19 protein-coding genes are annotated in these 25,373 nt (G+C 47.3%); 6 read left to right on the forward strand and 13 right to left on the reverse strand.

The window, feature by feature from the left end; translation table 11 throughout:
• Window positions 1-145 precede the first annotated feature (145 nt).
• The 3 genes from MKX30_RS18520 to MKX30_RS18530 form a co-directional block, all read right to left on the reverse strand.
• On the reverse strand, window positions 146-433 hold the full coding sequence (locus MKX30_RS18520) for a hypothetical protein (RefSeq protein WP_023990901.1): 288 nt from the start codon (window positions 431-433) through the stop codon (window positions 146-148).
• A 243-nt stretch (window positions 434-676) separates the two neighbouring features.
• Window positions 677-2,971 carry a glycoside hydrolase family 2 protein gene (locus tag MKX30_RS18525; RefSeq protein ID WP_341063218.1) on the reverse strand — a complete coding sequence of 765 codons (2,295 nt, stop codon included), beginning with the start codon at window positions 2,969-2,971 and terminating at the stop codon, window positions 677-679.
• A 200-nt stretch (window positions 2,972-3,171) separates the two neighbouring features.
• Entirely contained in the window at window positions 3,172-4,236 is a 1,065-nt protein-coding gene (locus MKX30_RS18530; protein WP_025721381.1) for a LacI family DNA-binding transcriptional regulator, read from the reverse strand.
• Between the two features lie 179 nt (window positions 4,237-4,415).
• On the opposite strand from MKX30_RS18530, the gene pepT reads away from it, so the two are divergent.
• Both pepT and MKX30_RS18540 read left to right on the forward strand, forming a co-directional pair.
• Window positions 4,416-5,651 carry a peptidase T gene (gene pepT, locus MKX30_RS18535; protein ID WP_071643812.1) on the forward strand — a complete coding sequence of 412 codons (1,236 nt, stop codon included), beginning with the start codon at window positions 4,416-4,418 and terminating at the stop codon, window positions 5,649-5,651.
• Between the two features lie 200 nt (window positions 5,652-5,851).
• Window positions 5,852-6,688, forward strand: coding sequence for a methyl-accepting chemotaxis protein (locus MKX30_RS18540; protein ID WP_341063219.1), 837 nt, complete (start codon window positions 5,852-5,854; stop codon window positions 6,686-6,688).
• A gap of 188 nt (window positions 6,689-6,876) precedes the next feature.
• On the opposite strand, the gene MKX30_RS18545 is transcribed toward MKX30_RS18540, so the two are convergent.
• Window positions 6,877-7,752: a hypothetical protein gene (locus tag MKX30_RS18545; protein ID WP_023990907.1), complete on the reverse strand. Its 876-nt coding sequence runs from the start codon at window positions 7,750-7,752 to the stop codon at window positions 6,877-6,879.
• Window positions 7,753-8,312: 560 nt separating this feature from the next.
• Here MKX30_RS18545 and hxlA point away from each other — a divergent pair.
• Both hxlA and hxlB read left to right on the forward strand, forming a co-directional pair.
• The gene (gene hxlA, locus MKX30_RS18550; RefSeq protein WP_341063220.1) at window positions 8,313-8,948 is read left to right on the forward strand and encodes a 3-hexulose-6-phosphate synthase; all 636 of its coding nucleotides are present in this window, start codon (window positions 8,313-8,315) and stop codon (window positions 8,946-8,948) included.
• Between the two features lie 5 nt (window positions 8,949-8,953).
• On the forward strand, window positions 8,954-9,511 hold the full coding sequence (gene hxlB, locus MKX30_RS18555) for a 6-phospho-3-hexuloisomerase (RefSeq protein WP_075154913.1): 558 nt from the start codon (window positions 8,954-8,956) through the stop codon (window positions 9,509-9,511).
• A 121-nt stretch (window positions 9,512-9,632) separates the two neighbouring features.
• Here the strand turns inward: hxlB and MKX30_RS18560 are convergent, their stop codons facing one another.
• From MKX30_RS18560 to MKX30_RS18600, 9 genes are all read right to left on the reverse strand, one after another.
• Complete coding sequence (locus MKX30_RS18560) at window positions 9,633-11,324, reverse strand: glycoside hydrolase family 43 protein (RefSeq protein ID WP_341063222.1); 1,692 nt, start codon at window positions 11,322-11,324, stop codon at window positions 9,633-9,635.
• Window positions 11,325-11,376: 52 nt separating this feature from the next.
• Window positions 11,377-13,509 carry an endo-1,4-beta-xylanase gene (locus MKX30_RS18565; protein WP_341063224.1) on the reverse strand — a complete coding sequence of 711 codons (2,133 nt, stop codon included), beginning with the start codon at window positions 13,507-13,509 and terminating at the stop codon, window positions 11,377-11,379.
• Between the two features lie 61 nt (window positions 13,510-13,570).
• The gene (locus tag MKX30_RS18570) at window positions 13,571-14,494 is read right to left on the reverse strand and encodes a carbohydrate ABC transporter permease (RefSeq protein ID WP_028540826.1); all 924 of its coding nucleotides are present in this window, start codon (window positions 14,492-14,494) and stop codon (window positions 13,571-13,573) included.
• A 420-nt stretch (window positions 14,495-14,914) separates the two neighbouring features.
• Window positions 14,915-15,895 (reverse strand): ABC transporter permease, encoded by a 981-nt coding sequence (locus MKX30_RS18575; protein WP_341063225.1) that lies wholly within the window; start codon window positions 15,893-15,895, stop codon window positions 14,915-14,917.
• 14 nt (window positions 15,896-15,909) lie between these two features.
• Complete coding sequence (locus MKX30_RS18580) at window positions 15,910-17,577, reverse strand: ABC transporter substrate-binding protein (RefSeq protein ID WP_023990912.1); 1,668 nt, start codon at window positions 17,575-17,577, stop codon at window positions 15,910-15,912.
• Between the two features lie 211 nt (window positions 17,578-17,788).
• The gene (locus MKX30_RS18585) at window positions 17,789-19,552 is read right to left on the reverse strand and encodes a sensor histidine kinase (protein WP_341063226.1); all 1,764 of its coding nucleotides are present in this window, start codon (window positions 19,550-19,552) and stop codon (window positions 17,789-17,791) included.
• Window positions 19,549-21,180 (reverse strand): response regulator transcription factor, encoded by a 1,632-nt coding sequence (locus tag MKX30_RS18590; protein WP_341063227.1) that lies wholly within the window; start codon window positions 21,178-21,180, stop codon window positions 19,549-19,551. The genes MKX30_RS18585 and MKX30_RS18590 overlap by 4 nt, the downstream gene beginning before the upstream one ends.
• Before the next feature lie 273 nt (window positions 21,181-21,453).
• Entirely contained in the window at window positions 21,454-22,227 is a 774-nt protein-coding gene (locus MKX30_RS18595; RefSeq protein ID WP_028540834.1) for a class I SAM-dependent methyltransferase, read from the reverse strand.
• 113 nt (window positions 22,228-22,340) lie between these two features.
• The gene (locus MKX30_RS18600; protein ID WP_053326372.1) at window positions 22,341-22,682 is read right to left on the reverse strand and encodes a cupin domain-containing protein; all 342 of its coding nucleotides are present in this window, start codon (window positions 22,680-22,682) and stop codon (window positions 22,341-22,343) included.
• A gap of 224 nt (window positions 22,683-22,906) precedes the next feature.
• Here MKX30_RS18600 and MKX30_RS18605 point away from each other — a divergent pair, with 224 nt between their 5' ends.
• Both MKX30_RS18605 and MKX30_RS18610 read left to right on the forward strand, forming a co-directional pair.
• Complete coding sequence (locus tag MKX30_RS18605) at window positions 22,907-24,142, forward strand: FprA family A-type flavoprotein (protein WP_053326373.1); 1,236 nt, start codon at window positions 22,907-22,909, stop codon at window positions 24,140-24,142.
• A gap of 36 nt (window positions 24,143-24,178) precedes the next feature.
• Window positions 24,179-25,372: an NAD(P)/FAD-dependent oxidoreductase gene (locus MKX30_RS18610; protein WP_075154917.1), complete on the forward strand. Its 1,194-nt coding sequence runs from the start codon at window positions 24,179-24,181 to the stop codon at window positions 25,370-25,372.
• The last annotated feature ends 1 nt before the right edge of the window (window position 25,373 follow it).

Genomic DNA, 25,373 nt, shown 5'->3' on the forward strand with positions numbered 1-25,373 from the left:
AGGGTACTCCTTTTCGATGTTGTTGTTTGCTATGCTATATGTATATATCGGCACAATATGAAAAAAGTTTCAGAAAATTTCAAACAAAAAAACTCTAACCTTGCCATACGGCAAAGCTAGAGTTAGAGGGTCAGGTCGTTACAGGTTAAAAATCAGCCGTAGCAATTTGGATGGTGCCTGTCACAGCTCCAGCTGGAGTAGCTTGGAGAGCAGCTACCAGCAACAAAGCCACTTCTAACGTCAGACTATTGGCTGCTGGGATAACATACGTGATCACGGGAGCATTGACACGTGTAACAACCAGATCCACCGGATTGGCACCCGTGTTATTCACGGTAATTGTAGCATTATTACCGCCTTTCAAATTTTCAAAAAAGGATTTACCCACACCCGCAGCGAGATTGTAGATTTGCGAAGGTAAAAGGATCGCCATAAAACTCACCTCCCTTGCGTTTGATAGTGTATTCTATGCTTCCAATCTATGAGCGTAACGTTAAGTGACTCAGTAATAAGACACAATTTAAAAGACTCATAGATTAACATACCCTAAGCTATGCCAAAGAGGAGTTGCCCTCTCAGATCCCTTTCAGAATCTGCGGACAACTCCTTTTTTAAATAATGGAAGTCTCAAACGGTATACAAGCGGCTAGTAGGATTGTATGTTGCCTTTGCTCCCTTATTGCACGTGAATGCTCAATTCCTGCGGACCGAAACGGGAAGGCGCAGAAACCTTCACACGAATTTGTCCAGCCTCCCCCTTCGTACGAATCCAGAATGCAATGCGTCCACCAATTAGGGATAAGCTTGAAGGACCGATCAATTCACCCACCCCTTCGACCTCCACCGAAACTGGATCTGCATAGAACGGCAAGACGTTGCCGTATTCGTCCAGCGCATCCACTACTACTCGGGTTACGTCCCAATCGCCAACTTCCAGCACCATATCATCTGCAGCTACCCGCAGCTCTGTCGGCACCGGATTACGTGAATAGTATTTGCGGGTCACTTCTTGCCCATCTACGTATCCAATGAATACAGCGTCTTCCCACTTCATGCCCCAGTGGCCTGTCAGCTCGTCGATCACGACAGGGGGATGAGGAAGCGCCGGGTACTTCTCTCGGTTCGGACGATAAACACCTTTGCGCTCATGACCGTAGATGAACTCCACCTCATCACAATTGGTGAACACAACCAGCGGCACGATGCCTCCAATATTCCGCTCACCACGCGACCAGTAAGTGACCGGCTCCATAACCATTTCCTGTTCGACGTTCTTCTGGCTCCGGTACACACTCGCTGCAAATTTAGGCAGGCGGAACATATCCATGACACCGTGGTAGCAGATTTTATCACCGGAACCAAAATCAGCATGCGTGTTATAGTCAAAAGCACACCAACCAATCGCCCCGGCAATGCCCTCATCGGCATAGGAAGCATTTTGGACCCGCGTATGGCGCAGTGCATGCTCCATTACCCGTTCCTCCTGGTCAAAACGCTTGGTCGGGTACATATGCCCGTTATATTCCGTTACCAGATAAGGGACCGGATGATCCAGCTTTGTAACGAGAGACGGCTGGCGCAAGCCTGTCGTTTCGCCATCTACGCCTTCTGTATCGTCATACGTATCAAAATTGCGAATTTCCTTCGCCAAATATTTTTTGTGCCCACCATCATGAACAAAATCATTTATCGTATATACATCTTCCAATAGCTCACTGCCTACAATATAACGCACACCACCCGTAGCACGGGTCGGATCTAGCTTTCGTGCTAGCTCATTGGTACGCGTGTACAGATCATGGTCATCCTGCGACTCATTAATTCGTACCCCCCAGATTACAATGGAGGGATGATTACGATCACGGATAATCATGTCCTCTACGTCCCTCACCGCCTGCTCCTTCCACGCTTCACCGCCAATGTGCTGCCAACCCGGAATCTCTTCGAAAACGAGCAATCCGATCTCATCACAACGGTCTAGAAAATGACGGGACTGAGGGTAGTGGGATGTCCGTACCATATTCAGCCCCAGCTCCTCCTTGAGCACATCTGCATCACGACGCTGCGCTCTTTTAGGCATAGCATAGCCAACGTACGGATAGGACTGGTGACGGTTCAAGCCAAGCAGCTTGATCTTCCGCCCATTCAAGTAAAAACCGTCCGGCTGAAATTCGGCCTCGCGGAAGCCAAAGCACACGGTCACCTGATCCAACTCTTCTCCGCTTCGTAGCAGCGTCAGCTTCGCTTCATATAGCTTGGGATCATCTATATCCCAAAGTTGCAGGCCGCCCAGCTCTTTCAGCTCCAGCGTTACTTCCGCCGCCGTCACCGCTTCCAGCCCGGTCTCCGCCTTCACGCTCGCTCCGTCCAGCAATTGCAGCGCGACCGTCAAGTCGTCCTGCTGATCGCTGATGCCCTCCAGCTCCACGACCACGCGCACCGCCTTATTTGCCGCAAGCGGCTCCGGTGTTTGGACGAATACCGTTCCGAGATGTACAGGCTCCACTATTCGCAGCTGTACTTCGCGGTAAATACCGCCATAGGTCAGATAGTCAATGACTGCCCCAAAGGGAGGGATGTCGTCCCGTTCCGTGGAATCGACAATGACCGTGAGCACATTGGGGCCGCCATATTCGGCAAGTTCGGTCAATTCAACGCTGAACGGTGTATATCCACCTTTATGCTCCCCCGCTTTTAGCCCGTTTAGAAATACCTGGGCATAGGTCATGACTCCTTCAAAATCAACATACACTCGCTTACCTTTGGCATCTGCCGGAATGTTCAACTCTCTTTTATACGTAGAAATAAACTGAAATGCCTTGTCGTCAAAATAATTATACGGAAGCTCTACATTGGTGTGCGGCAGCTGAATTGGCTCATACCGACTTGCATCAATGCCTGCGCTTACTTCTCTCTCGACATATTCAGGAAGATAAAACCATTGGTCATTCAACGGCAAAATGGTACGCATGGGCAGTCACCTCAACTTTTTATTTTTCACTCTTATACCATAGTAAAATATTTGAGTAAAAATAACGAGTAAAACTTAGTAAAATAAATATATGTTCAATGTAAGCATTTACAAGGCAATTGTCAATCCATTTTTGTATCTTTTTATATCAAAAAAACAACCCCGGTAAGCCGGGGCTGTCCAAATCAATAACGTCGATTTTATTGGGTATCGGTATGTAGCGGCGCACTGCTGTTGCGAATCATTAGCTCGGTCGGAATGATGACCTTGCGCCCCACCTCGTTTGCACCGTTGCGTACCGTATGCAGCAAGAGCTGAACGCCCGTTTCTCCCATCAGTTCGGTATGCGTTTTGACCGTTGACAGAGATGGGGTCAAATATTCCGCTGTCGGAATATCATTGAAGCCAACAATTGAGATACGTTCCGGCACCGCAAGGTGATGCTGCTCCAGCGCCTTTAACACCCCAATAGCCACCGAATCGCTCGCGACAAAGAAGGCTGTAGGCAGGCTTTCTGTTCCTGCCAGAATAGCCGCTTCCATCGCACGGAAGCCGTCTGCCGCCGTTCCTCCGCACACATGAATATCATCCGACGTGCACAGCCTGTGCTGTTCCTGATACCGCAAAAACGTCTCATAGCGGGCATCTAACTCGACTCGTTCGGAATCATGGGACTGCTCATCCTTGCCCATACCTACATATCCGATGTGACGATGGCCTGCGCCCATCAAATAATCCAGTGCATCAGCCGCAGCGTGAGCAAGGTCAATGACCACATAGTCTGCCCCTGTTCGCTCTACCGGATGATCCAGAAAGACGCAAGGAATGGGCAGTTCCAGCATACGTTCTACCTCTTCGCTGCTAAAATGCCCCAGCACGATCAGCCCATGTAGCCCTTCGGATGACGCCTTCAGCGCAGTCAGGTCCTCTCTTCTGAAAATACGCTCCAGCTGCGCCCCGCTTTGGCGGCACTCTTTTTCCACGCCAAACCGGATAGACAGATAATAAGGGTCTTCCAGTTCCTCGTACGCGCTAAACCAGTGCACCATACCCAACCGGATGGGTCCCTCTGCCTTCTTGCGGGGCTGACGACCAATACCGCCATTTTTACGTTTAACCGTCGTATATTTCATGCGCTCGGCAACCTCAAAAATTTTACGTCGCGTTTCCTCTGATACAGACAGTGTTTCATCATAATTCAGCACTCGGGAGACCGTGGATATCGAAACCTCTGCCTCCTGGGCGATATCTTTTAACGTAGGCATTGCAGACTCCTTTAATGGTTTTACTCTATTTTTACTTTTATTTTACTATTATCTTACTCGTCTCCCCTGTGCAACACAACCCGTCATTCCGAAAAGGGTCAACCATTTTTTTCATATTATAAGCCTAATCATGATAAAATACGTACCATAATAGAAATGACACCAAGGAGGATACACACATGAAACAGGAACTGATTGACCGCCTAACTACATATGTTCAGGTAGATACCCAATCTGATGAAAGCAGCCACACTTGCCCCACTACACCCGGACAGCTCACATTGGGCAACCTTTTGGTGGGCGAATTGAAAGCCATTGGTATGACAGACGTAACCATTGATGATCATGGTTATGTGATGGCAACCCTTCCTTCCAATACGGATAAAGAGGTTCCCGTCATCGGTTTTCTCGCTCACCTCGATACGGCTACCGAGCTGACTGGCGCAGGGGTAAAGCCGCAATTGACGGAAAACTATGATGGGGGCGATATCACGCTGAATGCTTCGCTTGGTGTGGTTCTTTCTCCACGTGAGTTTCCCGAACTGACTCAATATAAAGGCCACACCCTGATCACAACAGATGGTACCACCCTGCTCGGTGCAGACAACAAAGCCGGGATCGCAGAAATCATGACAGCTATCCACTACCTGATTGACCATCCAGAAATTCAACATGGCAAAATTCGCGTTGCTTTTACACCGGACGAAGAGATTGGAAGAGGACCGGAACGCTTTGATGTAGCCGCTTTTGGCGCTGAATATGCCTATACGGTAGACGGCGGACCGCTCGGAGAACTGGAGTATGAGAGCTTTAACGCCGCAGCCGCCCATATTACCATTCACGGTGTGAATGTGCATCCCGGTACGGCTAAAAACAAAATGATCCACGCTGCCAAAATCGCTATGGAGCTGCATAGTCGGTTACCTGCAAACGAAGCCCCGGAATATACAGACGGATATGATGGCTTCTATCATCTCTTGGAGTCTACAGGTACGGCAGAACAAGCTAAACTGTACTATATTATCCGTGATTTTGACCGCGAGAGCTTTGAAAAACGGAAAGCTTATTTAACAAATGTAGTCAAAGAGCTGCAGGCCGCTTATGGAGAAAACCGTATTGCGCTGGAGCTGAGAGATCAGTATTACAACATGAAAGAGAAAATAGAGCCAGTCAAGCATATCGTCGATGTCGCTTATGAAGCAATGACAAAGCTGAATATCGAACCTATTATCAAGCCGATTCGTGGCGGTACAGACGGTTCACAGCTATCCTACATGGGACTGCCTACCCCGAATATTTTCACAGGTGGGGAGAATTACCACGGTAAGTTTGAATATGTATCGGTGGACAACATGGTACTTGCTACCAAGGTTATTGTGGAAATCGCACAACTGTTCGAGCAACGCGGCAAGTGAACTACCTATACACAGCACTGACACGTTAAGATTAAATAGAAGGCATATCGTTCCGTAATGGAAACGGTATGCCTTTTTTTCTGAAGCTTTCATTTCCCTTTAAATTTTCAATATCTTTATAACTTTTATCCGTCTTTAGACCGACAACTATATACGAGACTATAAAAAATATATCTAGTAAAGAAAGGTAGGTTATCTATTTGAATACAATAGATGCATTAATTGCAGCCATTCCCTACATACAACAGATTATGCGTGAGAAAGTGACCCTTGCTCTCTTCGACCGCACTCATGTCCTTATGTATACCCAATCGGAGGGTATGGATCTCGGCTTTGAAACAGGCTCGGAGCTGCTCGAGGACTATAAAGATTTTGCCATGCTTAAAAATGGACGTGAGCCCAGCCTGACACACATTCCTGCTGAAATTCTGGGGTTTCCTCTTGATATGATCAGTATCCCTGTATTTGACGAGAAAGGTGAAGTCATCGCAGCATTTGCGGCCTCTTATAATTTGACTAACAAAAATCAACTGGATCAAATCGTATCCGAGAATCGCTCCATCACCGAGCAGCTCATTGATATGGTACAGCATGTAGCGGCTCATTCCGAGGAGCTTCAGGCAACCAGTGAACAGATTTTGAAAAACACTCAAATCGCCGTACAAAACTCGGGTAAAATCAATCAGGTAGCTGTGTTCATCAAGGAAATTTCCGATCAAACCAACCTACTTGGATTGAATGCAGCGATCGAGGCCGCGCGTGTGGGAGAAGCAGGGGCAGGCTTTGGTATCGTCGCTCAAGAGGTGCGCAAGCTATCCGTAGAATCCAAAAAGGCGACGTTCGATATTGAAGGAGCCCTTAAGGATGTACAAAACTCCATTCGTCAAATGGAGCAGGAAATTGAGCAAATTGTTTCTTCTTCTCAGGAGCAGGCGACTCTGGTAGGCTCTTTCACTGAAGTGATGGAGCGTATGCAAAAGGCGAGTGAAACGATGCAACATCTGGCCAATGACCTGACTTCGTATGCCATAAAATAAATCTTGGGATAAAAAAGGGGAGCACACTGATCGCAAAATGCGTAAAAGTGTGCTCCCTTTATGTACAAAAGCCCTATCGGGCTTGATGGTCTAAATCTGAAACTCAAGCAGTATAAGAAAAAACACCATGATTTGAAGGAAACACTGGGTCTAACCCTCCCAAAATATTTCCCACCGGAAGAGCAATACTAAGAAACGCCAAGACCATAGTTACCGAGATTAATGCCTTTTTCATTATGAAGCCCCCTTAATAAAATGGTTTGGTATTGCTCTTGCTGTGATGGTGTTGCCAAATCTCGATAAGTTTCAAACAGAGCAACCAATGTCCTGAAATCGGCATCCGCTTCTACACTGGCAGAGAATTGCAGAGAATCAAGGACATAATTTAAGGCAACAGAGTATTGCTTCTTCTTGAAATGGTAAATGGCCAATTGGTTGACCAGTTTTAAATAATATACGCGGTTTGCTCTATCTTCATAACCTTCAAATATCTTAATATCATCAGCAAAATCGTTCAGCAGGTCGTCTATATTCCAATTATTCAAGTTAGCCGCTTCGGCAATACCAACCAATCCTGGAAGTAGCTCCTCTTCATTGTCGTGAAGAAATTGAACGTACTCAGGCAAAAGTTCCCTTCTCCCCGAAAGTAATTCAATCGTAAATAAATTGGCCTTGGCGAGGAAACGGAATCTCTCTACTTCTTCGTGACCGCTCTGATCCAGCCCCATAAACCAGCCCATTTCGCTATACTTCATAATATAGTTTCTGGCTTCCTCATACTTTCCCATATTCTGATAGTAAATAGACTTCGCCAGATAACTGTAAGCATAATAAAACACTAGCGGGTGTTTGGTGTCCAATGTCTCATACTTGCCGTCTGCAGCATTTCTCAGTTGGGTGTGATACAGGCTTTCAGCCAACGTATGCAGATAATCTGCTACTTTGTTCGCTTCATCCCAATCATTATGTGTGTAGCTGATTCTAAACAACTCACAAGCTTTATCGAGTTCGTGGCTGTCCGACAACAAATAAATGGCTTCCCTTTGGTTCAGGACCTCTTCCACTAAAACCCGCCTCCCTATCCTGAAAATTGCGATTACCCCTTAGCACAGCGGCTACTCTTCAGGGTAGTTATGCTCTTAGCCTCCATTTTTTGCATACCAGTATATTACAAATATAGTCAAAACCTAACTTGAAGTCAATTTAATCATCGCTACCTTCTTTTTTTGCAACCTTACATTGCTGTGTATGGTTATGGATTTTGCAAAATTCGATTCCAGTCGCTCCGAAGTGCAAGATATAGACGAACTAAACCATTTCGATCTATATCTTGTTCATTGGAAGTCGCTTATGGGATTTTTGCAAAATCCTTGGTTACGAATAATCGACTCCCCTTATAGAAATAATGCTAAAGAAGATAAAATGCAGGCTCTCTCATGAATGGTTTTTATGATGCTATAGTATCGTCGGGGTAACTACGTTACGAATTAGTGCGTACTTTTCAATCGGATATCGGGGCCTTACAATCAAACCTGTGCATGAAACCAAAGTATAGAGTAATACTCAACAGAGCATGTACCTGTTCATCAAAATATAAATTCACTTAAGGAGTGAAGTTAATAACATGGAACTTCAATTGGCTTTAGACTTAGTAGATATCCCGCAAGGTATTGCATTGGTAAAAGAAGTAGAGTCGTATATTGATATCGTAGAAATCGGTACGCCGATTGTCATCAATGAAGGACTTCATGCAGTAAAAGCAATGAAAGAAGCATTCCCGAATCTGAAAGTGCTGGCTGACCTGAAGGTTATGGATGCAGGGGGCTATGAAGTGCTAAAAGCTTCCGAGGCTGGTGCAGATATCGTTACGATTTTGGCTGTAGCTGAAGATGCGACAATTAAAGGTGCAGTAGAAGAAGCGAAAAAACAAGGCGGCAAAAAAATCCTGGTGGACATGATCGGTGTTAAAAACCTGGAGCAACGTGCGAAAGAAATCGACGCTCTGGGCGTTGACTACATCTGTGTGCATACAGGCTACGATCTGCAAGCTGAAGGACAGAGCCCGTTCGAAGCACTGCAAACCGTCAAAAAAGTCGTGGAAAACTCCAAAACTGCCGTGGCTGGCGGTATTAAACTGAGCACCTTGGCTGAGGTCGTGAAGGCTCAACCGGATCTGGTTATCGTCGGCGGTGGTATCACTGGCGAGGACGACAAAAAGGCTGTAGCTTCCCAAATGCAACAGCTCATCAAACAAGGTTAATCCCAATGGAAACCTCTCAATATTTATCCGAGGTACTCAAGGAGCTGCAATTGGTTCCACAATTGATCAGTGATACAGAATCGGAGCAGCTGATCCACTCCATCGCCGCTGCGAATAAGGTATTCGTGGCAGGTGCAGGCCGCTCAGGGTTCATGATTCGCTCGCTGGCGATGCGGCTAATGCATATGGGGGTTCAAGCTTACGTAGTCGGGGAAACCGTAACTCCTGGTTTGAGCGAGGGCGACCTGCTCATTATTGGTTCAGGCTCTGGTGAAACCAAAAGCCTGACCTCCATGGCAGAAAAAGCAAAGAAACTTGGGGCCTCTCTGGCGCTTCTAACCACTTCCCCGGGTTCCACCATTGGCAAACTGGCCGATATCATCGTCAAGCTGCCTGGTGCGGCCAAGGACCCGTCCAACAAGGACTACCAAACGATTCAGCCTATGGGCTCATTGTTTGAACAAACCCTGCTGTTATACGGTGACGCATTGGTACTCAGAACGATGGAGCTGCGCAAGCTGACCTCCAAATCTATGTTTGGCCAACACGCCAATTTGGAATAAAAATGTAATTCCTTTACGATAACAAAGCAGGCTGTCCTTTACATGTCACATGCGAAGGACAGCCTGCTTTTATGCTTGTATAAGGCGACTTTCCTATCTACACCGTTTGGACGTTTATTCTTCAGGTTTGGCTTATATGGCTTATATAGTCCAAGCCATCGTAGGAGAAATATTGAAAGTATGCGGGAGTCGCGGCGACAGATACCGGTTCATCTACAGCGACGGTCGATACAGCATACATGCCAATCAGCGCTCCCGTGAAACCGCCATTGCTTTCAGATGAGACTACAAAAGCCGGAACCGTAGCGAGCAGTACCCAGTTGCCTGGACGCACAGCATAAGATAAGGCGAAATGATACGCATCGGATAGGATGCGAAGCTCCATACCTTCACCGCTTGGTATATCAGGAGCCGCCAGCGGTACAGAGACCCATTCGGTTCGTTTTCCCTGATCTGCGACCGAGACCACTACAGTAAGCATGTTGCCTTCTCCATTCCGACGAATACCCAGCGTAAAGTGACCGTGCTCATTAAGTCGTACCGCAAGGCCGGCTTCCTCGCCCTCATGCTGTGGTTGAAAATAAAGCCGGCTACGGACGGCGATCTGATGATGCCGCAGACGGGTGCCGAGGAATACGCTCGGCGCTTCGTCCAGCAGCGTGTGGCGATTGCCGATGAGCGTTAGCCATCCGGGGCGCGCTTCCAGGCTGATGCAGGCTTCACACAGCCTGCGCAGAGCAGCCCAACGGAAGTCCAGCCGCTGACCACCAAAGTCATCGCGCCAGCTATGACGCTTTGCAGGCGCGAGCGGCGCAGAAGCAGGCGGGCGAGCCTGCTCCGCCAGACTGAATGGCTGACGGTCTACAGACATGTGCAATTGCACCGTGCCTGCGTTGTTGTCAGCCGTAGGCCATCCGTCCGTTGTCCAGCGGACGGGGGCCAGAAAGGTTTCGCGTCCGAGCACGCTATACGAAGGTGGTACCTCAGCCTGAGGCTCGACAGCCTCCAAGCGGTCAGCCACAGGCTCGATGTCCACCACCGGACGGACACCGAGAAAAAAAGCCCACCAGTCCCCGCGAGTGTCCTCAACCAATTCGGCATGACCTGTGTTCTGAATCGGATGTGCAGGGAGAGCGTTATGCGTGAGCATCGGCTCTGTCATACGCTCGAACGGACCGTAAGGGCCCTCCGCACGATACACGAGTGTTCGATGATCACGCCCCGTTCCGCCACATGCGCAGAGCAAATAATAGTGGCTGCCGATGTGATACAGATGCGGCCCTTCGGTCCATACGCCGCCATCCCCGTGAGCAATCGCTATAGGCTCTGTCAATGCCTGACCTGTAGTGATATCAATCTCATACTGGATAATATGCGACTCGGCATCTGCCCCGGATTGTACGGTCACATACACTTTCCCATCGTCATCCAATAGCAGAGACGGATCTATATTCCCGTAACGAATACAGATCGGGTCTGACCAAGGCCCAGCGGGGTTCACAGATGTGATATAAAAATTACCTATCCCCATCACATCTGTCGTAATCAGATAAAAAACACCTTGATGATAGCGCAGTGTGGGCGCATATATGCCTTCCGAGCTTTTGCGAGTGGACAAATCAATCTGACTGCGCCGGTTCAACGCATGCCCGATCTGCCGCCAATCGGTCAGGTTTCGGCTATGAAAAATGGGCAAGCCCGGCATGTATTCAAACGAGCTTGCCGCCATGTAATAATCTTCTCCGACACGTATCACACTCGGATCAGGATAAAATCCGGGGACAACCGGATTCGTATAGCGTAAGGTAGCCATAGCTCCAGCTCTCCTTTTGAACAGCTCTATTCCTCTGTTTCATTCAAACTATTCATTGGTTATTCCCCGCTGGCAACGGCGGGACTTTGGACGGATCAGCAAGTGCCCAATAGGCATATTTGGCCTTTAACCGTTCGTCGAATAGTAGCGGCTTATCCAGCCGGGCTATCGGAAACGTGCTGAGCCACGTATTTCCATCATCCGTACCCCAAATCGTCACATTTCTGATATGATTCTGCTGCCTTGAAAACATATCGAACAGCGCCCGATAGCGGTGAGCCTGCCGGACCAGCATAGATTCTGGAATCGTTTCATAGCGATCTGTGTCATTGGAATAAAGACCCATATCCAGCTCGGTAATCTGATTGTCCAGACCAAGCGAAGCAAACTTTTCTATGGACTGCTCAATCTCGCTAATAGCGGGAAACTCCAGGCGGATATGCGATTGGTGGCCTACCCCGTCAATCGGTACGCCTTTAGCGAGCAGATCACGTACCAAATTGTACAGAAAATCCCGTTTCTTCGGCTCATGTGTGTTGTAATCGTTAATGAATAGTCGTGCGTTCGGGCCCGCCGCTTCCCTCGTGACACGGAATGCTTTTTCAATATAATCAGTACCAGTAATCTGATACCACTTGCTGCGGCGCATGCCATCCGGCTGATCAGGATCAATGACCTCATTCACCACATCCCAATCGGTGATGACATTTTTATATCGGACTGCAACAGCGCGAATATGCGTCTCCAGCCGATCCAGCAAAAGCTTTTTATTCTCAGCAGTCGGCGTCATCGGCTGTCCATTCTTATCCTTGAACATCCAATCCCCAGTTTGGTTATGCCACACCAAAGTATGGAAGCGAATCTCCAATCCATGCTGTCTAGCAAACTGCACAATTTGGTCTGCTTCCTCCCAATGGAACTGTCCCTCGGACGGTTGTAAGGAGATTGGCTTCATCGCATTCCCTGCAACGACGCTGTTAAAATGCTTCTGTACCAACTCTCCGTAAGCCCCTTCGGTCTGGAAAGCTTCAATCGCCGTGCCAATGCTAAACTGTCCCCCATATAATCCATGCAAAGAAGGAATGTCCTTTTCAATAGCTAGTGGTGGTACAAGTGACAGCTCGAAATCATCCATATAAAAGGAAGGCGTTCCTTCTGCCGTTTCCAAATACATCGAAACGGTGTCTGCATCATGCGCAAGCGTATACGTACCAGACAAATGCATCCATCCCCCTGTCGTAGTAGCCGTGTCGCCTACAACAGTTTCATACGCACTATCCCCTTGGTGATCACGCTGTATGCTGAGCCTCACCTTGGCAGGCTGCTCACCCGGCGCCAGCTTCACCCAGGCACTGACCATATATCGGCTGCCCTTTTGCATCGTAGCAGTCACATCCAGCTTGGGTCCGGCATATGTCTTTTGTCTGCCTGTTGTCAGCAGACTGTATGAGCCAGTTCGTGCATCGGCATTCGAAACCTGCACGGTCTCGGCTCCCATACGGGACACCCATCCTTGAGCCGTACCATCTTCAAACCCAGATACGATACCATTGGCCGGCTCCGTTGGCGTCTTCGATACCTGTGTTATTTCTACCTCATCCACATAGTAGGCCTGCGCGGGATTCGAGCTTTCCACATACAGCTTCAATGCATCCATCCCCCCGGTAAAAGTATATTTCCCCTGAAGTTTGATCCACGATGTATCCGCCGTCTCCGTCTGCGCTACCATCTTCCATGTCGTAGTCCCACCTGTCGGCTGCTGCTCCACTGTAAGTTTAACCATGCTCGGAACCGCAGAATGACCATCTAGCTTCACATAGCCACTAATTTCATACTCTACATCCGGCTGCAACAGCGACTTCACATCCAGCTCCGCCCCGTTCCAAGCCTCTGTGCGGGCGGTTGCCTTCAGACTGTGCGTGCCGCCATATGCTGCTTCCGTGACGGATGCAATTTGGGTATAAGTTCCCCGAGGCTTCCAGCCATCGCTGTTTCCTTGCTCAAATCCATACGTTCCAATGGTTTTATGGATATTACCCGCTGACAGCACCGTATCCGCAACGGGCGGGGAATGTTCTATAGACGTAGCTGCCTTCGCTACAGATGCTCCCCACCAACCAACAGGCGATAACAATAGCGCTCCAGCCAGCACCAGACAAAAAGGCTTAACCCAACATGACCGCAAAGCAATCCCTCCCGTACTCAAATTTTTTGAATTCGTATTGGGCACCATTGGATTTCAGTTACTATCCTTTGACACCTCCCAAGGTCATACCCTTCACAAAGTATTTTTGCAAAAAAGGATAAACTAAAATAATAGGCACTGAAGCGACAATCGTCATCGTGGCCCGAATTGAGGTAGGCGTGACCGACTTCGCCAGATTTTCCGAACCAGCGAATTGGCTCGCATAGTCCTGAGTGTTAACAGACGTGTTGGAATTTTGCAGTATTTTCATCAGCTCATATTGAAGAGTGCTCCATTGCTCATATGACGAATTGTACAAAAACACATCGAACCAGGAATTCCATTGCGCGACCGCTGTAAACAGCGACACCGTCGCCAGTACGGGAACACACAGCGGCAAAACGATGCGCATAAAAGTGGCAAACTCCCCAGCCCCGTCAATACGCGCCGACTCTAAAATCCCTTCCGGCAATCCCTCAATAAAGGAGCGAATGACAATCACATTAAACACCCCGATCAATCCCGGCACGACATACACCCAGAAAGTCCCCAGCATCCCAAGCTCACGAATCAGGAGAAAGTTTGGAATCAATCCACCGCTAAAATACATCGTTAAAATAAAAGCAATCGAAACAAATTTGCGCAGCACATATTCCGGCCGGCTGATCGTATACGCCACCATCGCGCAGCAAAACACAGAGGTCACCGTACCCGCAACCGTACGTAATACAGAAATCAGCGTAGCATGGAAAATCGTCGCTTCCTTGAACACATATTCATAATTACTCCACGTGAATTCACGCGGCCACAAATAGATCCCGCCCCGAATCGAATCATTCGCTTCATTCAACGAAACCGCCAGCGTATTTAAAAACGGATACAGCGTGAACACCATCAGGCAGAGCATAAACACGATATTGCACGCATCAAAAATTCGATCCGAGGGGGCCCGAAATCGCCCGTGTACGGCCTTCCCTTTGCCCATGACTTCCGCTCCTTTCTAAAAAATAGTTTAGGCATTTGGATCGCGCACCCTCTGCTATCTCCTTCGAATAGCACAGTCCTAAAAAACAGCCTCTAATGGCGATAGCGAAGCTGAGCCAGCTATCATGACGCCCAAGGAAGCGCGAGTCACGCGTCTTCCTTAAGCTCTCCCCTTGCCACTACCCTCAGTTCTTAAAAAAGTGACTTTATGGCGGGCAACAGCGGAGCGGGCGGAATTGTTCTGAAGAAGCGGAGCGTTCGGCTAAAAGCTTTCCAGAGGAAAGCTCGCATCGTAAGCATAAGCTAGCCCCGGATTCCAACCTCTAATGTTTTATGATAAAAAGGAATACGGGGATAACAGCGATCGGAAGAACAATCCGCACGCGAAGCGGCCGTCCCCCCACCATAACTCACTCTTTTCTCAGAACAATCTCTCCTCCCCTAACCGCTTCGCAATATGATTGGCACTAAACAGTAAGATGAAGCTGACTACCGTTTTGAACATCCCAGCAGCAATGGAAAGCGAGAAATTACCCATCTGGATACCATATTTCAGTACGAAAATATCCAGATTCTCCGAATAATCCACGTTCATGCCATTGCCCAGTAAGTATTGCGGCTCAAAGCCGGATTCCAGCAGATTGCCGATGTTCATAATGAGCAGGATGATAAATACAGGCTTCAATCCGGGTAATGTCACATGCCAAATCCGCTGAAAACGCCCTGCTCCATCCATCTCGGCCGCTTCATACTGCGAGGGATCAATCATCGTCATCGCAGCCAAATAAATGATGGTGTTCCAGCCGACATTTTTCCATACCTCCGATGCACCGAGAATGCCCCAAAAATAGCTTCCCTCGCCCAGCCACAGAATAGGCTCCTTAATCAACCCCAGCCACATCAGCACCTCATTGATGATGCCGCCATCCGCAGACAGCGCCGTACTGATGATGCTAGCCGCGACCACCCACGAAATAAAATGCGGTAGATAGCTGATCGTCTGTACCACCCGCTTAAATACGAGCTGGCGAAGCTCATTCAGCAAAATCGCTAATGTTATAGCGGTGACAAAGCCCAGCACCAGATTAATAAAGCTCATCGCCAGCGTATTGCGCATGACCCGCAGAAAGTGTTCATCCTGAAATAGAAAATGGAAATGTTTTAATCCGACCCATTGCTGATCGAGCAACTTGCGGGCAGGCTTAAAATCCTGAAAGGCAATTGTCCAGCCCCAGATGGGCAAATACTTGAAGATAAACAGCCAGATTAAAAAAGGGACGGACATCCATACCAGTGCCCGTTGCTGATTCAGCTTGTGCATAAATCCCCTAAAGCCGGTTCGCCGCGAGGGCGGCAACTGATCCGGGAAGATCGTGACTGCTGGTGGTGACGAGTGGCCCATAGCTGCTTCCTCCTTTATTTTTTACCGGGATTCTCGATTTTTTTGGCAACCTCCTTCGTGATCAGCTCCTCATACGCCTTTACATCCAGCTTGTTGAATTCAGTAGTGTATTCACTCCATATCGCATCAAACTGCTCCGGTGCAGACAGCACCAAACGCGGGAAATATTTGCGCTGCAGGTCCCCCTTCTTTTGCTGGAAGAGCTGCGCAGGTGAACCTTGAGCAATTGGGATACTCCAGGCCGGATACCATGGGCGCTCGTCTGGTGCGGAAAACATTTGCGAGAAGGACTCTACACCATAGACTTTTAGTAGCTTTTTATCTCCCTCGGTGTAGGACATACGCGCAACCTCCGGCTGCCGTCCGGCACCAACGGAGTTGCCGTCAGGCAGGGTAGAACCGCTACCGTATCGCGGCCAACTGTATTCAAAATATTTGAACCCGAATGATTCGCGGAACGCGTCCTGACCAGTCTGCTTAATTTGCTCCTCAGTCCGGTAAAAGCGTCCTTTTTTATCTACATCATAGGTTTCTCCCTTGATTCCCCAGTTGGATAACACCTGGTTTTCGTCGGTCAGCAGGTTGTCAAAAAATTTGATGATACGTACCGGGTCCTTGGCACTGACCGTAATTCCTATGCCTCGGTTATTAACGAATGACGACGGATCAATGTACTGATCCTTTATATTCTGGTCGTATACAACAGGCAGCCCTATATACTCCATATCATCATTGCCCGATTGCTTGGAAGCCTCCTGCAGATTATTCAGGGCCTGCCCCGCCTGCCAGCGGTAGTCGAAAAAGCCCAGCACCTTACCCGAAGTCAGCTTCGCCAGATATTGATCGTAATTGTCCACAAAGGACGATTTATCAAATAGGCCTTCTACATTGAGCTGATTTAGCTCTTTCAGATACCGCTTTGTGATTTCCATATCTCCATAATCCGTGGCCCGGTGTGTTTTCATATCAATAATCGTGCCGCCATCATTCGGATAGCCTGCCAGATGCATCGGTGCGTTCGTAAGAGCATAAAACCTATCCTGCGTGGTTAACGCCAGGTACCCAGTCAATCCCTCATCTGCATGCTTTTTCGCATAGTTACGAATCAGGGCTAAATACTCGTCAAGTGTTTTGATTTTTGGATATCCCGCTTCTTTTAATACCCTGCGTTGCACCCAAAAGGCTCCTTGCTCTAAGTTAGGTGCAGGTAAATAATCGCCTACAACCGCACTGAGCGGCAGAAAGTAAATGTTCCCATCCTCCGCCTTCATCAAGTTGTAGTACGGTCCATATACACGCTTAATATTGGGTCCATATTTGTCGATCAAATCATTCAGGGGAATAAAAGCCCCGGCATCAAGCAGCTTATCGATCGTGCCATCCGGTACTATCACATCCGGGTAATCGTTACTGGCAATAAATGTACCGATCTTCGTATTGGAATCACCCACCAAATGCTCCAGCTTCCAGTTTACCCCCGTCTGATCCTCCAGGATTTTGCCGATCCGCGTTTCTTTGGTATTAATGTCCCTCCCCGCAGTGGCATTAAAATACGTGAATGTGACCTTCTCCTTGCTATCTCCTGACGCTGGCTCCTTGCCCGAGCTCCCTGAGCAAGCAGCGATCATAGACGCCATCATAACCATTACCAGAGTGATGATTCCGAACCTTTTGCTTGTCATGCCAGACCCTCCCCTTTCGTCCTCTTTTGTCGATTGTGTGTGAATATCGTGCGCACGTACCTCAAGCACTGAAAATCCCGCACTCCCTAAATTGTAAGCACTTTCATTTTATAAAATGCTGTTCATTTCGTTCACCTGTCAATCTAAAGGTGTTACTTAGAAAACTATAGGTAAAGGTCCTTCAAAGCAAAATAGGCGTTGCTGTCTACCCTCACTCCCGATCCGCAGGAATCCTAATTCGAATCTCCGTACCGTCGCCGGGTGCGCTGCGAATGGCAAGCTCAAAGCGGCTCCCGTAGTAAAGTTTTAGACGATAGATGACATTTTGTAGACCTATACGCTCACCCATTTCTTCCTGCCTTTGCATGTAACCATATAAGCGTTGTACCTGCTCCTCAGACATGCCCACCCCATCATCCCGAACCGTTAGAATCAGTTGTCCTTCCTCATGCTCAAAATGTATCTCAATGCGTCCCCCATGCTTTAGCGGCTCAATGCCGTGGATGCTTGCATTTTCAACCAGTGTCAGCGCGACCATTTTGGGAAGCAGATTGTCCAGGTCTTCAGAGCGCGCTTGCACTTCGTACTGTATTCGCTCACCAAAGCGATATTGCTGGATTTCCAGAAAACAACGGATCAGCTCCAGCTCCTCCCGCAAAGTAACCCGATCCTTGTTCCACACCAGCGAATTGCGGAAAATCCGTGCCATGTTATGAATAATGCGCGCTGTCTCATCCTCATGCTTCATCAAGCTCCGCATGCGAATCGTCTCCAGCGCATTGAACAGGAAATGCGGGTTGATCTGGCTGTGAAGTGCATTCAACTGAGCATGTCTGCGCTGAATTTCCAGATTTTTTCGCTGAATATCGGCCATATAGACATCGTTAATCAGTCGCTTTATTTTCAGCGTCATCCGATTAAACTCACCTGTTAATTGCCCGATTTCATCTCTCGACTCTGTACCGCGAATCAGCTCAAAATGCTGGTTTTTCACCTTCTTCATGTGCTTTAAAATACGATGAATCCTCACGTTCAACGAACGTGTAATCCAAATAATGATTAATGTAGGCAGCAGCATATTTACACAGGTTAACAAGAGCACAAAATTGCGAGATTCCTGCATTTCATACAGCACTGCATCTCTCGATACCGCAGCCACAATGCTCCAGCCATTCAGATTGCTCGTAAGCACATAATTCGTCTTGAACTCCATCGTGTCCTCGGGCAGCTTGAGAGTGTTATAGGCTACATGTTTGTGGTTTATATCCACTTTGGGGTCCGTTGTATATTCGATTCCCCCTCGTTCGTTCAGCAGAAAGAGACTTCCCTGCAAATTCAGGTTATTGAAAATCTCCCGAATGGACGACATTCGCAGTTCTATTTTCAGTATTTTTTCACGACCATTTTGGGAATAAAAGTAGTTCATCCGCCGAATCAGGCTAAAAGGGTACATCTGTTCACCTGTGCTGTCATCGGTACGTACAAATATAGGCTTGGACTGGCGTCCAGGCGAGATTTTGGTATACCAGGGCAAACTTCTGACTCCCTCATCTATAAAGCTGATTCCCCCGGAATTCAGCAGCGTTGAATTATTGGTGTAGATCGTAATTCCACCTACGGAATGGTATGCAGGACTGTAAGTGTTGTTCAAGATATGACGTAAATAAGAGTCATAAGCGGCGATATAGTCAGCAGGGTGGGGATATGTTTCTTCCAATACCTCATTGAGCTGATGATCAGTATAAAAGATAGACGAGATTTCCATCGCATCTTCAAATTCACGGTAAAATTCAATTTTAATCTGTTCCAGTGCGCGCGAAATATCCTGCATACGCTGTTCCTTCACGTTTTGCGAGGTGACATGGTAAAAAATAAGATTGGTCAGCACTACAGGCGTAAAAACACAGAGAAAATAAAGCAGCAGCATTTTATCTCGCAGTCGTACATGATCAAGAGTCATTCTCAGCATCTTCATTCGCCGGCCCTCTCTGACTCGTCGCCAATACTCAGACTATTGCGGTATTCACTAGGCGTGGCGTGCGCCATCTTTTCAAACTGGGTAACAAAATAGTCTGAACTGCCGAAGCCCACGCGCTCAGCAATTTCATAAATCCGCAGATCCGTCTGCCGCAACAAGCGTTTCGCCTCCTGAACGCGCAATTTCAGCAGGAATTCGTTAAAGTACACACCATACGTTTTTCTGAACAATTGACCGAGGTATACCGGGTTCATGTAAAAGCGAGCCGCAATACTTTTCAGGCTTATATTCTCGGCGGCATGCTGCTCAATGTAAGCACGGATGTGCTGAATGCCTCCTTGCTGACAATCCTTGCGCAGAACCCCAATATACCTTCCACTTTCCTCTGCAAAAGCTGTAAACAATCGCTGTAGTTCACCCAGGGACAGGTTCATGTCCTGCCAGTTCATCATCGGTTCTAGTGACTGAAGTGAGCGCTCATTTCCCTGCATGTTTTGAATGACCCGAACGATACTAAGTAAGCATTGATGCAGACTCATTTTCATAGCCTCAGGTGCATAACACTCCTCCCGAAAACTACTAAATAAATAATCCACGGCCACACGCAGCTCATCCAACCGCAGTTCCTCAACTTGTTCCGTCAAGCGATCCAGTACGTCCTGAGGGATGGTCTTATAGTGAAGTGGTGGCATTCCCTCCCGTAGATATACAACAATACCGCTATTGTCATAAATGTATTTATGGAGCACTGCTTCCTTTGCACAGGCGTAGGACTGCTGGATATCCTGCAACCGATTCACAGGCTTTCCTGCATAAACGAAAACCCGATTTCCCAGCTGACCTTTTAGTGTCTTCATCCCCTCTATCTCTCGTTGTAGCGCTTTCATAAAAACTTCGACCTTGCCTTCAAAACACCCCAAAAAGAAGTCCGGTACGATAAGACCAATCCGGTTACGATGCTCATGAACATAGAGAGGGTACTTGCCATCCATTAAACGATGAAGCGCTTGCTCTATAAGCTCCCTGAACTGAAAAAGTGATAGCATGACACCATCGTCACCGGAGCGCCAGGGATGTTGGTCATTCAGCTCGACGAGTACATAGTACATATACGTGGCTTCCCCAAGCCGCAGCTGCTGCTCCCACTGTGTCACCACTACATCATCCACTGGGTTCATCATCACAGTCTCTAACAGCCCACCTGCATGGTGATTCTGATATCGTTGTGCATTCTGTTGTTCACGATGCAGTCTTTCACTCAGCTTGCGCAGTGTAGCCGAAAAGTCACCCTCATCAATCGGCTTAAGCATAAAATCATGAACCCCATAGCGGATTGCCTGCTGCGCATAAGCAAAATCACTATAACCGCTTAAGATAATAAACGCGGGATGTTCTGTACTCTGTTCGAGCACAGACCGGATCAGCTCTAATCCGTCCAGCACAGGCATACGAATATCGGTAATGACCAGGTCCGGGTGAATACGGCTGATTAGCTCCAGCGCATCCTCACCGTTATCAGCTTCTCCTACGATTTCAAAACCACAGGCTTGCCAATCCATGAGTTGAAGCAGCCCTTTGCGAGTAAAGGTTTCATCATCCACCACAATGGCTCGATGCAGCTTCATAACACGCTTCCTCCTTTTGAAGTACGCCTATTTTATTATTTTGGTTAACTATTCCAATGATCTCAGTCAATATGGTAATGTAAAACATCAGAAATTGGAAATTTTCGTTATACCTATTATATGACGAATAGAGGGGTGCAAAGCATGCGCACTCCAGCAGCCAAGCCAAAGCAGCAAATATACAAAAAGGAGACGAATCCCTGAATGTGGGTTCGTCTCCTTTTTTGCTATTGCGTAGAAAGCTTTTATAATTCTCTTATTCGTGAATTCAGGCTATCGCTCAGCGATGATACTGACCGCTTGCAGATGGTCGGCGTACTTTACAAACTGCTTGCGCATACCCATAACCCTTGTCCGGGCAGCATGGTTACGCATAAGGTTAAAGGCTATTTTTCCAAATCTCAACCAGCCCTCGTCCTGAATGATACGTGGCAGATGCAATAAGTGCATGGGAACCGTATAGATTTTAACGACCTTAAAGCCTTCCTCTTTCAGCAGCTGTTCCCACTCTGACACCGTCAACGGTGTCGCATTAACTCTCATGGCTGTAGCCAAATCCTTGTAAATTTGTTTTCTGAGCGCAGGCTCAATATGGTTAGAAGCAAGGCACATCTCATGAATAGCATACTTCCCGCCCGTTTTCAAAAGCCGCCTGGCTTCCGAAATAATCTGCGCTTTCTTGGCTCTTGTGTGCATCGTCAGCATGGCTTCCCCATATACCACCGTCGCAGAGGCATCCGGCAACGGAACCTGTTCAGCATCGGCAATAATAACTTCCCGGTTTGCTCCGCTTGCATACGTTTTTACGATAGAAGCCGCCTTCTCATTCTGTTCAATCGCAATATAACGACGGGGATTAAGCCGCAGTGTGATTTGGGCAGTTATACCCAATCCGGGGGCAAACTCAATAACCTCATCCTGCCCGGTTACGTCAAGTCCCTCTATCATCCAACGTGTTGTTTTTAACCCTCCGGGCCTAAGCACGCGCTTACCGAGACTTGCTAATATCCAGTGCCCTGGCACCTGTTTGTAATCTACTGTCTGCATTGGCTATTAACACCTCTTCTTAAAATTTGATAATGATATTCATTATCAATACGAGTGAAAAAAAATAACCATTTTCTTTTTTTTATATGAGCATGTTGCTGCTGTGTCCTCTTTTATATGTTCTGCGCATAGCTTTCACTTGGCGTTTGGGTCAACACCACATGCAGACTGGAATTCGCCTCTGCACCGCCACGATAGGAAAAGTGCTCATCTCCCGTAACATGAATGATATCCCCTTGGACAACTTCCGTTGCTTCGCCGTTCACAGTTACAGTCCCGCTGCCTTCAAGAACAAGCAAATATACATTCGCTCCTGGGTGATTATGTGTTGGTAGCTCGGCATTAGGAGTAAAGTTGAGAATAAAAATTACATTGTCGGCTTCCTTATGCATAATTCGTTTTGTAAACCCAGCTTCTTTATATTCCTGAAATTGAATGAGGTTTGATTTTTTCATATTAGTTCACGCTCCTGTTTGAAATTAAATTTGCTTAAGATGGATTAATACCTTTATTGTATTGGATTATTTCGCTCGCCTTGTGATTGCAATCACAAAACTAAATTTAAGTAAAAATACTTTTAAAATATTTAAAAATTTGATTTCAATCATCTTTTTCATCGACACATCCAACTAGAATCAAATTGTGTTAGATAAACAAAACAAGCAGGAGGTTATTCCATATGAAGCCTGGATTCAAGCTGGCAAAGGATATTTATTGGGTAGGAAAAATTGATAATCGTGAGGTTCCCTTTCATCGTCTTCTACTATCAAAGGGTACAACCTATAATGCATATCTATTGAAAACTGGAAAACCAACCATTGTGGATACCGTAGATATGGCGTTCGGTAGAGAATTTGCCGAAGCTGTAACCGAATTGATCGATCCATTGGATATTCAATATATCATCGTCAATCACACGGAACCAGATCACTCGGGCGGATTGGCGGCACTTGCTTCCAAGGCAACGAACGCTACGATTGTCTGCACTGAGATTGCCGTTCCGGAAATTCAACAAATGTACAAGCTTCAGCATCGCAACTTCCTCGTAATCAAGGATGGGGATCAACTGGACATTGGAGGCAAAACGCTGCTATTCAAAGAAACTCCTTATCTGCATACAGAAGAAACCATGATTACGTATTGTATAGAAGATAAAATCTTGTTCCCTTGCGATATTTTCAGTACACACGTGGCTGTAGAGCATCTATTTGCTGATGAGGCTGGTTTTGATATCACCGAGGACTTTATCGGATACTATCAGGCTATTATTCATCCACATCGCAGATATGTGCGCACATTAATCGAAGCTGTTGCCGATCTGGAAATTGAGATGATTGCACCTTCCCACGGCTTCGCGATCCGACATGATATTGCCAAGTTTATTGATTTGTACGCCTCTATGAGTACCGAAACCAAGGAGGATAAAAAAGTAGCGATTGTCTATGCCACCCTCAAAAATAACACTAAAAAAATGGCAAACATCCTGAAAGACTGCTTTTTGGAGAACCAAATCAAGGTGGAGCTATGGGACGTGGATAAAGCGGATGGAACGGAAATATTGAAGAGTATTGCCTCAGCAGATGCTGTTTTCGTCGGTAGCTCTACCAAATATGCCGACATGACAGGCAAATTGGAAGACCTATTGCAACAAATGCAAAAGATGAATCTGGAAGGCAAGCTGGCTGCTGCCTTTGGTTCCTACGGCTGGAGCGGGGAAGCCATTGAAGTTGTACAGGATTACTTGAATGGTACTAATATGAAGGTCCAAAGCACTTCAGATGTAATCAAATCAACGGGTATGACCCATGTGGAATTCCCGGTGCGTATTCGTTTCTCTCCTACAGAAGTTGAAAAAGTGAAAAAAATTAAAAATGCCGCTGAATTTGTCTCAGATCTACTGCTTAGTGTTATTTAAAACACAGTAGCGTATAGCGAATAGGAGAGATACTGAATGGGTAACCAACATTACGTTATTATCGGAGGCAGTGTCGCCGCCGTCAACGCGGCAAAAGCGATTAGAGATCATGATGATCTGGCCGAAATTTCTATTTACGGGGAGGAAGCATCCTTTCCGTATAACAGAGTCAAACTTTCCAAGGGACTATTCACTGATTTGCACAGCGACAAAATCCTGATCAAAAAGGAAAAATGGTTTGCCAATCAACGAATTCATGTGTATTCCGGCATCAAGATAACCGAGATACATCCAGAGGATTGTACTATCAAAACAATAGATGGACAAACCGTTGCTTATGACAAGCTGCTGCTGTGTACAGGAGCTCACAACCGTAAGCTTGTGCTGGATGGGGCTTCTCTAAGGAACGTTCACAATATCCGTTTTCGACAAGATGCAGATCGCCTTAAAGCGGAATTGCGACAGGGAGACCGGATATGTATCATCGGCGGCGGTATTCAAGGCGTGGAAACCGCCTGGTCCTTCCAGCAAGCAGGATATGCTGTAACCATACTGGAAGCTTCGCATCGGCTTATCCCCCGTCAGCTAGATGAAAAGGCCTCCGCTATTTTGACCGATCGGATGACCGAACAGGGTACTCAAGTACTCCTTGGGCAAGGCGTAAAACGTATTAAAGGCACAGATCACGTAGAAGGTGTGGAACTACAGGACGGCTCTGTTATCCCCTGCGAGCATGTCGTGTACTCTATCGGAATTGTACCGAATACGGAGCTTGCTCGCCAAATCGGCCTTGATATTGGACAAGGCATTCTAGTGAATGCGCAGATGGAGACCAGCTCCGCCAATATCTATGCAGCAGGTGATGCAGCCGAATTTCAGAGTAGAGTAGATGGGCTATGGGAAAGCGCAATGGAGCAGGGAAAAATAGCAGGCGCTAATATGGCGGGCGCATCCGTCAGCTATCAGCGTCCCCTCCCTGTAACCCTTTCGAACTGCTATGAATCTCCTCTCTTTTCCATCGGTCTAGTAGATGAACAAGTCTGCGACACCAGCCTGATTACTAAAAATCAAGCTTCTTATACACGTATGTTCATACAAGACGGCTCTATCTGCGGCGTGATTGGCTTTGGAGATGCCCTTGCTTCACTACCATACAAAACAGCCATCATGCAGGGACTCAAACCGGACGCGCCAGAGCTTACAAAAATTTTGAATGACAAGGAGAACTAGA

This window comes from Paenibacillus sp. FSL P2-0173 (assembly GCF_038008045.1).
GTDB classification, from domain to species: Bacteria; Bacillota; Bacilli; order Paenibacillales; family Paenibacillaceae; genus Paenibacillus; species Paenibacillus polymyxa_B.